The organism is Chitinophaga agri, assembly GCF_010093065.1.
GTDB classification, from domain to species: domain Bacteria; phylum Bacteroidota; class Bacteroidia; order Chitinophagales; family Chitinophagaceae; genus Chitinophaga; species Chitinophaga agri.
This window is the reverse complement of sequence record NZ_CP048113.1, coordinates 2,355,886-2,368,365: the sequence shown is the minus strand read 5'-3', so window position 1 is coordinate 2,368,365 and position 12,480 is coordinate 2,355,886. Positions and strand designations below refer to the sequence as shown.

General features: G+C 48.1%; 10 protein-coding genes. 8 read left to right on the top strand and 2 right to left on the bottom strand.

Annotated elements, in window-relative coordinates; all coding sequences use genetic code 11:
• The first annotated feature begins 14 nt into the window (after positions 1 to 14).
• The 5 genes from GWR21_RS09105 (at position 15) to GWR21_RS31760 (ending at position 5,754) form a co-directional block, all read left to right on the top strand.
• Positions 15 to 992, top strand: a complete 978-nt coding sequence (locus tag GWR21_RS09105; RefSeq protein ID WP_162331434.1) for a PorP/SprF family type IX secretion system membrane protein — start codon at positions 15 to 17, stop codon at positions 990 to 992.
• Positions 993 to 1,028: 36 nt separating this feature from the next.
• The gene (locus GWR21_RS09100) at positions 1,029 to 3,062 is read left to right on the top strand and encodes an OmpA family protein (RefSeq protein WP_162331433.1); all 2,034 of its coding nucleotides are present in this window, start codon (positions 1,029 to 1,031) and stop codon (positions 3,060 to 3,062) included.
• A 153-nt stretch (positions 3,063 to 3,215) separates the two neighbouring features.
• Positions 3,216 to 3,998: an MBL fold metallo-hydrolase gene (locus GWR21_RS09095; RefSeq protein ID WP_162331432.1), complete on the top strand. Its 783-nt coding sequence runs from the start codon at positions 3,216 to 3,218 to the stop codon at positions 3,996 to 3,998.
• Positions 3,999 to 4,032: 34 nt separating this feature from the next.
• A complete protein-coding gene (locus GWR21_RS09090) occupies positions 4,033 to 4,455 on the top strand; it encodes a DUF1801 domain-containing protein (RefSeq protein ID WP_162331431.1) in 423 nt (140 codons plus the stop codon).
• 159 nt (positions 4,456 to 4,614) lie between these two features.
• Positions 4,615 to 5,754 (top strand): TlpA disulfide reductase family protein, encoded by a 1,140-nt coding sequence (locus GWR21_RS31760; RefSeq protein WP_162331430.1) that lies wholly within the window; start codon positions 4,615 to 4,617, stop codon positions 5,752 to 5,754.
• 156 nt (positions 5,755 to 5,910) lie between these two features.
• Here GWR21_RS31760 and GWR21_RS09080 read toward each other — a convergent pair whose 3' ends face one another.
• The gene (locus tag GWR21_RS09080) at positions 5,911 to 7,746 is read right to left on the bottom strand and encodes a glycoside hydrolase family 9 protein (protein ID WP_162331429.1); all 1,836 of its coding nucleotides are present in this window, start codon (positions 7,744 to 7,746) and stop codon (positions 5,911 to 5,913) included.
• 219 nt (positions 7,747 to 7,965) lie between these two features.
• Entirely contained in the window at positions 7,966 to 8,598 is a 633-nt protein-coding gene (locus GWR21_RS09075) for a tetratricopeptide repeat protein (RefSeq protein ID WP_162331428.1), read from the bottom strand.
• Positions 8,599 to 8,794: 196 nt separating this feature from the next.
• Between GWR21_RS09075 and GWR21_RS09070 the strand changes: the two genes are divergently transcribed.
• The 3 genes from GWR21_RS09070 to GWR21_RS09060 are packed head-to-tail and all read left to right on the top strand — an operon-like array spanning position 8,795 to position 12,454.
• Positions 8,795 to 10,804, top strand: coding sequence for a TonB-dependent receptor (locus tag GWR21_RS09070; RefSeq protein WP_162331427.1), 2,010 nt, complete (start codon positions 8,795 to 8,797; stop codon positions 10,802 to 10,804).
• Positions 10,804 to 11,433: a nicotinamide riboside transporter PnuC gene (pnuC, locus tag GWR21_RS09065; protein ID WP_162331426.1), complete on the top strand. Its 630-nt coding sequence runs from the start codon at positions 10,804 to 10,806 to the stop codon at positions 11,431 to 11,433. Before GWR21_RS09070 ends, pnuC begins: the two co-directional genes overlap by 1 nt.
• Positions 11,426 to 12,454 carry an AAA family ATPase gene (locus tag GWR21_RS09060; protein ID WP_162331425.1) on the top strand — a complete coding sequence of 343 codons (1,029 nt, stop codon included), beginning with the start codon at positions 11,426 to 11,428 and terminating at the stop codon, positions 12,452 to 12,454. Before pnuC ends, GWR21_RS09060 begins: the two co-directional genes overlap by 8 nt.
• The last annotated feature ends 26 nt before the right edge of the window (positions 12,455 to 12,480 follow it).

The following is a 12,480-nucleotide window of genomic DNA, read 5'->3' as shown; positions in this document are numbered from 1 at the left end:
GTAAATAAGAGATTATGACTAGCAAGTTTTACAAGATCATTTTACCTATATTATTCTTCCTATCATTCCAATCGGCACATGCGCAGCATGACGCGCAATTCAGTCAGTATATGTTCAATGGATTGTACATCAATCCTGCATATGCTGGTTATAAAGAACAGTGGAACCTCAATATGTTCTACCGTACGCAATGGGCAGGTCTTCCCGGTGCTCCGAAAACATTTTCTGCTGCTGTTGATGGCGTCGTGAATGATGGCCGCGTGGGTGTTGGTTTGCAGCTGGTAAATGACCAGTTGGGTGCTGAGAAGAACACTGCCCTTTACGGTACATATGCTTACCGTTTACCCCTGGATGCTGATGGGAATAAACGCCTCGCTATCGGCCTGAGTGTGGGTTTTATCCAGCAACAGCTGAACCTGAGAGCCCTGAATCCAGCCTCCCAGAATGATGCCCTGCTGATGAATGCGAAAGGCACTTCCATGATGCCGGATGCAAGAGTGGGTATCTTCTATAACAGCGAACGTTTCTATGCAGGCGTATCTGCGGATAATATCATCTCCGGCTCTTTCCAGAAATCCGACAAACTGAGAACATATCTGCCCCTGAAACCAAATATGTTTTATACCGTTGGTTGCCTGGTACCGCTGTCAGAGAATATATCCCTCAAGCCTTCCATTCTCGTGAAAGAGGATTTCGCTGGTCCTACCAGTGCTGACCTGAATGCTTTTGTGTTGTTCCATGAAAAACTCTGGATCGGTGCTTCCTACCGTACTGCGGTATTCAACAAGGATAAGATCAGTAATTCTCTCAGTAAGTCAGGTGCTGTTGCCGGTATGGTTGACTTCTTCATCAACGAGAAGTTGCGTATTGGTTATGCATACGATCAGACTACGAATGGAACAGGCGCGAACAGCTTTTCTACGCATGAGGTGTCGATCAATTATACCTGGGCCAACCCTAAAGCAAGGATGTTGTCACCACGATATTTTTAATCGTATCCCTTATCAAAAAAGATATCATAGTAGCATATGAATAAGAAACACTACACCCTTCCTGCACTGTTGAGCACCTTGCTGGTAACGGGAATGCTGCATACGGCAAGTGGGCAATACGTTATAAAGGAAGCGAATGAGCAGGCTATGTTGTATAACTACGCAGCAGCGATCCCATTATATCAAAAGGCATTTAAGAAGAAGGAGTCCATAGCAGCTGTCCGTGGGCTGGCTACCAGTTACCGCCTGCTGAAAGACTATCCCGAAGCAGCTACCTGGTACGGGAAGCTGGTAGCGATGCCTGAGCATACGGCGGCCGACGAACTGTACTACGCAGCTGTACTGATGAACACTGAGCAGTATAGCACTGCCAGGGAAGTACTGAATGGTTACCTGGGCAAAACACCGGATGACAAACTTGCCGCAAGTATGAGAGCAGGTTGTGACAGCGCTGCACAGTGGTTGTCTGCACCGGTAAGAGGCGACCTCGAAAACCTCAAAGGGCTGAACAGTGAATGGTCCGACTGGAGTACCGCCTTCCGTGACGGAAAGATCGTATTTGCTTCTGATCGTCCGTATGACGCTGTACGTCATGATAAGCTGTTTAACGTCAGCAATATCAAAAGGAAGTACTATGGCTATACTGGTAATAGTTACCTGCACCTGTATGAAAGTAATGGACTGGACAGTGGTACCACCAAACCACTGGTAAGAGACGTGAACGGCGATTACCACAGTGCGGACGCTTCCTATACTGCTAACGGTGAAACATTATACTATGCAGTGACCGAACTGGCACAAAAGAAAGGATCCCTGTTAGGTAAGGAACAACCGTATACCCTGAACGTAGAGATCCGCGGACAGCAATGGGATACTGCCAGCCATGCCTGGAAACAGTTGCCAACTGTTCCTTTCAATGAAATATTCAACTATTCCGTGGGTGACCCGTTCATTACGGCTGATGGTAAAACACTCTACTTTGTAGCCGACTACGGCGATAAAGGGAATGGTGGTACCGATATCTACTACAGTACCCGGGATGCAAATGATCAGTGGCAGGCACCGGTGAACATGGGCCCTGAGATCAACTCAGCAGGCAATGAACGTTCTCCTGTGATCGATGAGAGCGGCGTACTTTATTTCTCTACGGACGGTCGTCCAGGTATGGGCGGTCTCGATATATTCCGCGCAGTGAAAGAAAAAGGTACCTGGTTAGCCCGTAACATGGGTGCGCCGGTGAACAGTGCACAGGATGACTTTGCACCGAGCTATAACGGTACCAATACGATCTATTTCTCTTCCAACAGGCCGGGTGGTAAAGGTAGTGATGACCTGTACCGATTTACACCGGCGAAAATACTGGTATTCAGTCTGGAGGGTAAAGCACTGAATAAAAAGACCAGTCAGCCACTGGCAGATGCGGAAGTCGCCCTGGCGAATAAAGAAAATGGTCGCGTGTACAAAGCGGCAACAGACAGTGAAGGTAATTTTCATTTTGCATTGGATAGTTTAACAGCCTATGTGCTGGACGGGCAGAAAGCCCTTTACAAGCCAGAAATGGGAGTTGCGGTGACTACGAAGGGATTGACCGAATCCGCCGTATTACACCGCGACCTCTATCTGGAAAAGATAGAAGTTGACAATGTGCCGGGCAAGCCTAAAGATCCTGTACCTGCGAAAGGGGTGGGGCCGGCACGTAAGATAGACCTTACGGGTAAGTTCAATGCGCAGAATATCTATTTCGACCTGGGTAAGGCGGATATCCGTCCGGACGTAGCGAAGGAGCTGGATAAACTGATCGCGGAACTGAAGGCACATCCTTCCTGGAAAGTAGATATGTCGTTCCACACCGACAGTCGTGGGGATGATAACTCTAACCTGAAACTGTCACAGCGTCGTGCGAATTCTACGCTGAACTACATCCTGCATAAAGGCATTGATAAGATCCGCCTCACCGCAAAAGGTTATGGTGAAACAAAACTCGTCAACCGTTGTGCTAATGGCGTGACCTGTCCGGAAGCTGAACATCAGGCTAACCGTAGAGCTGAGTTCACCGTGCTGGAACAATAATGACCTATCCGTGATCCCTATATAGTGTTGTGTGTATTGCCCCTCAAAAGAGGGGCAATTGTTTTTTTACAGATGTACAAGGAAATGCCCCGTTTCTACATTGCCGGTTGCGCCCCTTATTGATAGCTTTACGGCTCAATAACTCTCCGGCTGATGGATATCCATATCACCCACATAGATACCGCCTGTATCCTGCTTGAAATAGGTACTTTTAAGATCCTGACTGACCCTACACTGGATGGTCCCGGTGGACTTTACTACCATGGTTTCGGCGCGGTGTCCCGTAAAACCCAACAGCCGGCACTGCCCGCTGACGGACTCAAAGATATTGACCTCATTCTCCTGAGCCATGACCAGCACAAAGACAACCTCGATCATAAAGGCCGCGCCTTTACCACAAACTTTCCGTACGTCATTTCTACGCCGGCCGCTGCCCGCAGAATGAACAATGTGACAGGTCTGGCGACCTGGGAGACGCATACCGTGCGTACTGACAAAGTGCCTGGTCTGCGGATCACTGCCACCCCTGCCCAGCATCGTCCTGGCTGGATCCCTGCGTTTATATCCGGTATGGTAACCGGCTTTGTGATCGAATACGACGGGCAGCAAAACGGTGTGATCTACATCGCAGGTGACACGGTGTATTTCAGCGGCCTGGAAGAAGTAGGCCGGCGCTACCAGATAGATACTGGTATTTTCAACCTGGGCGCTGTACAGTTCCGGTACCTGTCAGGCTTCGGAGCATACACCATGGACGGGAGAGGACTCATAAAGACGGCAGCAGCGTTACGCCCGTACAAGATCATTCCGGTGCATCATAGTGGCTGGACACATTTCAAGGAACAGACGGCTGCCCTGCTGCAAATACTGGCGACTGATCCCCTGACCCGTAACCGGATGGTCTTACTGCAGCCGGGGGAAAGAACGCTGATTTGACCTAACTTTAGGTAGATATACTCAATCCCCTTTTATGGCAGAACAGAAAACCAAACCAACCGGGCAGTCAGTGGATGATTTCCTGTCAGCAGTAACCGATGAACAGGTCAGACAGGACTGCCTTGCACTGGTCCGTCTCATGGAAAAGGCCTCCGGTTTTAAAGCAACAATGTGGGGGCCTGCAATCGTCGGCTTCGGAAAGTACCATTATGTTTATGACAGTGGGCATAGTGGCGATGCCTGCCTGGTCGGTTTCTCTCCCCGTAAACAAAATATCAGCCTGTATCTGATGCCTGGCTTGGCTGAGAATTCCACGCTCCTGAATAAGTTAGGCAAACACAAGGCAGCCAAGGGGTGTCTCTATATCAAAAGGTTATCAGACGTTGATCCTGATGTGCTGGCACAGCTGATTAAACAATCGGTATCTTATCTGCAGCAGAAGTATCCGGATAAATAATTTGCGCCCTTAGTATACCCGTTGTATAGGCTAATCCCGTTTGTCACTGTTGTAAAATGAACGCAGACAAGCATATAGCGCATTTAATATTTATTAACAGTCTTTGTAATTTTCATTTGTTAGATTAGCGCTCAACCAACCACTTACCAATTATCAACCATGAAAAAAACATTTTTGCTCTTTGCGGCCTTGTTACCTATGCTGGCAAACGCCCAATCCAAAAAGACATTTACGATCACCGGTAAAATAGGCAAGCTCAATCCACCTGCCAGGGTGTATTTCGACTGGACCGATCTCCTCAACAACGGGGGTAAGGAAGATTCCGCTGATGTTGTCAATGGTACTTTCACCTTTACCGGCGAACTGGAAGGCGTCGCTACCTGCCGTATGGCGCTGGCGCATAACGGTGATGGAAAGATGAAAGCCGTATACACCGGTGATGCCATCTATTTTAACTTCGGTCCGGAGAAGTTTACCATTACCTCTAAAGACTCACTGGCAAACGCTGTTTTCAAAGGTTCCAAGGTGCACGCGGAAGAAGACGCCTACAACAAAGTGATCGGCGGTACTGTGATGACCATCACCAAATGGGCCAATGCGGAGTTTTCGGCCGGTACACCTGAACAACGTGCTGACTCTAACTTCATGAAAGAGGTAGACGGCCGTTTCCGTAAACGTCATGCTGACAGGAATGCTGCCCAGCTGGTGTTTGCGAAGGAACATCCTAATTCCGTGTTTGCACTCATCGCATTATCAGAAGTAACAAATACCAGGAGAGACATGGACGACATCATTCCTGTATACAATGCTTTGAATGAAAAGTACCGCACCTCCAAGAAAGGAAAGGAACTGGATCAGCGTATCAAATCTGTGAAGCTGACTGCTCCCGGTGCTGAAGCACCCGACTTTACCATGAAGGGTGTGGACGGTAAACCGGTTTCTCTGAAAGACCTGAGAGGTAAAACTGTATTGCTCGAGTTCTGGGCAAGCTGGTGCAGCCCATGTCGTGCAGAAAACCCAAATCTGAAAAAGCAGTACGAAATGTATAAAGAGAAAGGCTTTGAGATCCTGGGTGTTTCCCTGGACAGCGATCAAAAGAAATGGGAAGATGCGATCGCAAAAGACGGTATCCCATGGATCCACGTATCTGACCTGAAAGGTTGGGGTAATGAAGCGGGTATCCTGTATGGTGTATCCGGTGTTCCTGCTGGCTTCCTGATCGGTCCTGATGGAAAGGTGATCGGTAAAGATCTGAGAGGAGAGTCGCTGAATGCGAAACTGGAAGAACTGTTTAAATAATCAGCAATAGAGAATCAGGAATCAGGAATTCCCGATCGTAGTAGGGAGACTGGTAGTAATACCGGTCTCCCTATTTTTATGGCTTAACTAGCGAGTCGGACAACTACTATTATCAGACTAACCAATTCCTGATGCACCATTCACTATTCCTGGTTCTCACTGGCTTATTGCGAGTAAATACCACGCCGCATGCGGTAACCATTGTTCCGCCCACCGCCAGTCGTAGTCCTTCTTCGTGACGGCATAAGGAAGATTGAAATCAATATCGTTTTCGTTTTCCAGGCCCGAAGTGATTCCATTTACAATGCCCCCGGGTGCATTCGTATACTCAAATGTTCCAAAGAATCCATACGCCGGATTATTATGTCCGGTACCCTGTAGCATACAGGCGTCAAACGGATTGAGCCCCAGTATCCAGTTCAGCTGATCCAGTGCAAAGTTCTCCAGACTGTCATGAAACGGCTTATCATCACGGAATAGCTGTGCAGCCATCCTTGCAGCTGTCGCCTGTGAACCAAGCCGTGCGTTTTCCCCCTGCCACCATGGAGAGGCCTCACTGCCATGTGGGAAGAAGAAGCTGGTTTTCCTGATACCGGCAGTGTCTTCTGTGTACTGGCGGCTGTAACCGAACGGATTATTTACTTCTGATGTGAGTGCCAGTTCATATTGCAGGTATTGTTTGATAGCAGTCTTCAAAGCTATCTGTAAGTCTGCAGGTGCCAGTGGATAGAAATACAGCAGACTCACGATCGGTAATCCGGCGTCAGAAGGGTGAAAGAATGGTCTGTCCTTATCATCGGCCCGGAGATAATGCTTGTATTTGTTATTGCTGACAAGACGTGCTTTCAGCTGGTTAGCCCGCTGAATGGCTGCCTGCAGATAACTATCCTTACGGGTGGCTTTGTACAGTTCTGTCGCAGCGGTGAGTGCACAGTAATCATCTACGATGTTTTCCTTACCATCATTGGTCATCAGTGCATTTTCCTTTTCCAGGAAGGTAAAGGCATCTTCTGCGGCTTTCAGATAATCTTTACTGCTGAATTCCCCGGCCGTATCGTAGGTAGCGGCAATAGCCAGTGCTGCGACAGAGAGTCCGGCGCCGGAGCGATAGCTGCACTGATAGCTCCGCCAGTTGTTAGATGCTCCACCGGTACCGCTGCCGCTACCAAAGGATTGTTCTTTGGATTGTTTGATGCGATAGCCTTTATCCTCCGGACGTATCACACGGTCTTTAGCCAGTTTACCCGGGCCAGGCGCCGATACAGAACGGTAAAAAGAGCCGTTGGGTGTTTTGAGCCGTACGAGATAGTCGGCGCCATACAGTGCTTCGTCCAGGATACGCCTGGTATATTGACGGTAGTCAGTACCCGGTTTGGCTTTTAGCAGCTCATATGTTTTTAGCAGGCTCCATACTGTCAGCGATACCTGCTGTGGATTAAAATAGGTGGAGAAGGATAAATGTGAGAGATGTTTGCCATAATCTCCGCTGGCATCATACCAGCCGCCGTGGGCGTCAATGGGGTCTCCATTCTGGTTAGCCAGCTGCAGATGGCGGTCCGCCTGGTCAAACAATCCTGTACAGCGCTGTCCTTTGAAATAATAAATTACATCAGACAGGGTGGACTGTTCCAGCACATTTTTGCCGATGGTGAAAGGATAGGACTGGACAGATTGTCTGCCAATGTTTGTTTTGAGATAATAAGTCCCTGCTGTGGTATAGTCGCTGAAGTCGATCGTCCAGAACAGCCAGTTTTTCCATTGATCTACCGGACCGCTGTATACCGTTTTACAGGTGTATACCTGCCGGCCGGTACTGGCGTCTACCAGTGCTGTACTGCCAGCGGTCAGTCTGGTAGTGGCCAGCAATACCGCATGTTTGGGTTTACTGAATTCATAACCGACGTGGTTTGTAACGATCTTAGTCGACTGTGCCCGTGATATGCCAGGTAGCAACAGGAGCACAGAGAGGAGAAGGGTAAGTAAAGATCTCATGGTTTTAACTTGATTAAAGAACAGGTATCAATGTCTGCGGATGATACAATAACGTTACCCTAATATAATAGATCGATCCGGTAGAAACCTGTTTTTTTGAGGCGTGATCCTCTTCAGTTAAAATCATGGGGTACCCTCGCCGGGGGCAGCTTCATCTGCACCGGGCGGAGGCACGGTGTTGGCCGTTATACGGCCTGTCAGGCGGATAATAAGTAGCAGTTAGGACAACTGGCTGGAGCGCATGATCTCCCGTAGCTGAAGGGATGCGGCATTATTTCCCAACCTGGCGGCTTTTTCAAAATAATACTTTGCCCAGCGCTGAGAGATGCCGACGCCGTCGCCATGTTTATAGCAGAGCCCCAGGTTATACAAAGCCTTCGGGTCATCTTTACCAGCGGCTTTTTTGTACCAGTAGATCGCTTTTGCCACATCTTTTTCTGTTCCCTGTCCGTAGAAATAACAGAAACCCAGGTCACGCTGCGCTTCAGTATCGCCCTGGGCGGCAGCCAGCTGGTACCAGTACACCGCTTTTTTACCGTCCTGTTTTACCACTTCTCCCGAATGATAGAAGAAACCTACATTGTACTGAGACTCCATATGTCCCTGTAAGGCAGCTTTCATGTACCATTTGTAAGCCACTGAGATGTCTTTCTGTACGCCCCATCCGTTGTCGTAACAGGCGGCCAGATAGAACTGTGCTTTTTTGTGACCCTGAGAAGCAGCTGAGAACCAAAGCATAACAATGTGTCGCCAGTTCTTGCGCTGGCTTGTTGTTTCAAAGGCAAGGTGATAGCCTAAAAGGAATTTTCTATTTTGTTCCAGTTTTTTAACGAGCGGTGTATCACTTTTCATATCGCGTCAGTTGGGATAAAATACGCCATAGTTATAGGTTAAAGGCAGCATCGACAAAGGCGTCACTTGTCTGTGAAATAAATTTAGTGATTATTTTAACCCAGTGTATCAACTATTTACCTAACTAACACGAACATGTTAAGCAATCTCCGGGCTCGTCTTAATATATTTGTGTAATTATTACATTTTTTATCCTATGGAATCTTTTAGTCGTGTGAGTCGCTCCACCGTACCGCTATTGTTGTTGTCTTTGTTAGCCAATGCCCAGACCACTTCAACAAATAATGAAGATAGTACCCGCAGGCTGAAGGAGGTCATTGTGACCTATCAGGCTGGCAACAAGACGCCCGTCACCTACCAGGACCTCAACATGAAGGTACTGGACGAAAAGAATACCGGCCAGGAGCCTTCTTTTCTACTATCAGAAACCCCGGGTGTCACCGTGTATTCCGATGCCGGTAATATGCAGGGCTATTCCTACTACCGGCTCAGAGGCATGGACCAGACACGTATCAATACCACGCTGGACGGTATGCCGTTAAACGAGCCGGAAGACCAGGGCGCTTACTTTTCCAACTACCCGGATATCCTCAATTCTGTCAGCCGCCTGCAGATACAACGTGGTGTTGGTACTTCCAAGAACGGCGCTGCCAGTTACGCCGGTAGTGTACAGTTGTTTGGTCCGGAAGCAGGAGAGACCGCCAGTACCACCATTGGTGCCGGATATGGCGCTTATAATAGTTTCCGGGTATTTGCTGAACACCAGAGCGCCATCAGCAACAGAAAGTCATTGTATGTCAGGGCCTCACAGGTCTATACGGATGGATACAAATACAATGCGTTCAATAATTCGCAGTCAGTGTTTGTCAGCGGCGGACTGTATTACGATAAAAGTACCTGGAAACTGAATGTCATGGCCGGGCATCAGCGAAATGGCATGGCCTGGCTGGCCGTGGCCGATACCCTGATCGCCAGGGATCGCCGCTCCAATGCCAATACCCGCGATGAAAAAGACCGTTTCTTTCAGGGACTGGTACAATTGCAAAATGTCTGGCGGCCCACTGCGCATGCGACCATAACTTCCAGCCTGTATTACACCTATCTGAAAGGCGGGTATGATTTCGATCTTAATAATTTCCTGGGATTGAAACCCGATGGTAACCTCTTTAACTATGGTTTCCTGTCACACTTCGGTGGCTTTTTCAGTAACTACGCCCTGACCTGCGATCGTTTCAAATGGACCTCCGGCGTACATGGAAATCTGTATACCCGCAGGCATACCGGTACTGACAACTGGCTGGGCGAACTGTACCAGAACCGTGGCCATAAGAACGAGATCAGTGCTTTCAGCAAAATAGAATATGCCATCGGGAAATTTAATCTGTACGGTGACCTGCAATACCGGTATACAACCTTCGACTATGAAGGCAGTGTGCCGTTTGAAAAGATGGACTGGCACTTCCTGAATCCGAAGGCAGGTGTGAACTTTACCGCAGGATCCGCTGTAACAATGTATTACAGTATCGGTCGTACCAGCCGGGAACCAACACGTAATGATATTTTCGGCGGAAATGATGATCTCACAGCCGACAGTACCGGTAAGGCCATGATCTATAACCAGGATGCCGAATCGGTTACTGACCATGAACTGGGGATTCGTTTCCGCAGGAATAACCTGGTGCTCGACCTCAACGGGTACTACATGAACTTTGATAATGAGATCGTGTTAAACGGGCAGATAGGCCCGAACGGACTACTGCTGACCAATAAAGTGAAGAGTAGTTATCGCGCCGGTGTCGAATTACATGCGGCTTATCAGCTAAAGACATTTACCTTTACAAATAATTCGGCCTTCAATCACAGTCGTATTAAAGAGCAGACAACAACTTTTACACCGATACTGACACCCGCTCTGATCTTCAACCAGGAAGTTGCGTGGCAGCACAAACGTACAGTTCTCGCTGTATCCGGAAGGTATCAGCGTCATGCCTATATCGACTTTGCCAATGAAGCCATGGCCGACAGTTACACGCTGATGAATGCAAGAGCACAATATATACTTGGTGGATGCACGCTAACACTGTTCGTCAATAATATCACCAGCGCTAAATACTATAACGATGGTTATGTAGAAGCGGATGGTACACGTAAATACTTTGTACAGGCGCCGCGTAATGTGTATGTTGCATTTAAATACAGTTTCTGATGACGTTCTTTGATGTACAGCACATCGCTTTTAGTATACTGGGATACAACGTCAGCTACATAGAACTGATAGGCACGGTCTTCGGACTGATATCCGTGTATTATGCATCCAGGGCGAATGTACTGACCTGGCCAACCGGTATCTTTAATGAGATCGCCCTGTTTGTCCTGTTCTTTCAGGTACAGCTCTATGCCGATATGTTACTTCAGGTTTTTTTCCTCGTTGTGACGATCTTCGGCTGGTACAACTGGCGGCATACAACCGAAACGTTACCGGTAACCCGTATGACGCGTAACATGACCGGTATCCATGCAGTTGTCTTATTCGCGGGTACTGTTATCATGGGAGTGACTATACAACAGTTCCACCGCTGGATGCCCGGGTATTTTCCTTTGCCGGCTACGTATCCCTTTGCAGATTCTTTTGTGATGATGGCAAGTATACTGGCTACTTTCCTGCTGGCAAAGAAACGTGTGGAAACCTGGGTATTATGGATCGTGGTCGATATAGTGAGTATCGTACTGTATCTTATTAAAGAGATTTATTTTTTATCATTAGAGTATATAATATTTTTGGGGCTGGCCACCTTTGGCCTGCTACAATGGAGGAAACAACTGAAATATGCGTAAAGGATTTGTTTTTGGGAAATTTATGCCTTTTCACAAGGGACATGAAGCGATGATCAGGTTTGCCCTCTCGAATTGTGATGAACTGTCTGTATTGATCTGTTGCAGTAACCGGGAAACGCTTCCGGCACGTGTACGTCAGGTCTGGCTGGAACATACATTCCGTGAGGAACCCCGTGTGAAAGTACTGGTATATCAATATGACGAAAGGATATTACCCAATACATCTGAAACATCAGCCCTCGCTTCCGAGTTATGGGCAGCTCAATTTAAGATCATCTTCCCGCACCATTCACTCATCGTGACTTCGGAGCCTTATGGCGAACTGGTGGCCGGCTTTATGGGTATCACCCATATCCCTTTTGATATGGATAAACGCAAATACCCGGTATCTGCATCAAGGATCAGGAACAACCTGCCCGGAACATGGCAATACCTGCCGGATACAGTGAAATCCTCCCTGGTAACCAAAGTGGTGCTCCTCGGTACCGAATCAACAGGGAAAACAACGTTAACCGGCAGACTGGCCACGCATTTCAACGGTACGGCTGTCATGGAAGCCGGCAGAGATCTTGTCGCAGATTCAAATGATTTTAGTATCAACGATCTGTATAATATCGCTACCGAGCATGCCAGACGTATTGACATCGCAGCAACGGCTAACAGTCCACTGGTGATCGTTGACACCAATATCCATATCACGCTTTCCTATGCAGAGTTTGCCTACAACACAGCCCTGTCTGTAGACAGGGATATCTTCGAAAGCAACAGGGCCGATCTGTATATCTACCTGAATGCAGATGCACCTTACGTGCAGGATGGTACCAGGCTGGGAGAAGGGGACCGTAACAGGCTCGATGCCTCACATCGCAGGGTACTGGACAGATATGGCATTACCTGTGAAGAAGTGACCGGTTCTGACTGGGAAGAGCGTTTTGAGCAGGCCGTCGTACTGGTAGAACAACTCATGCAAAGAAAAATAACCAGCTGGTATCAGCTGGCAGAAAAGCCGTTACCTGCATAAAGTAAATAAAGGAAGGGACCGTATCA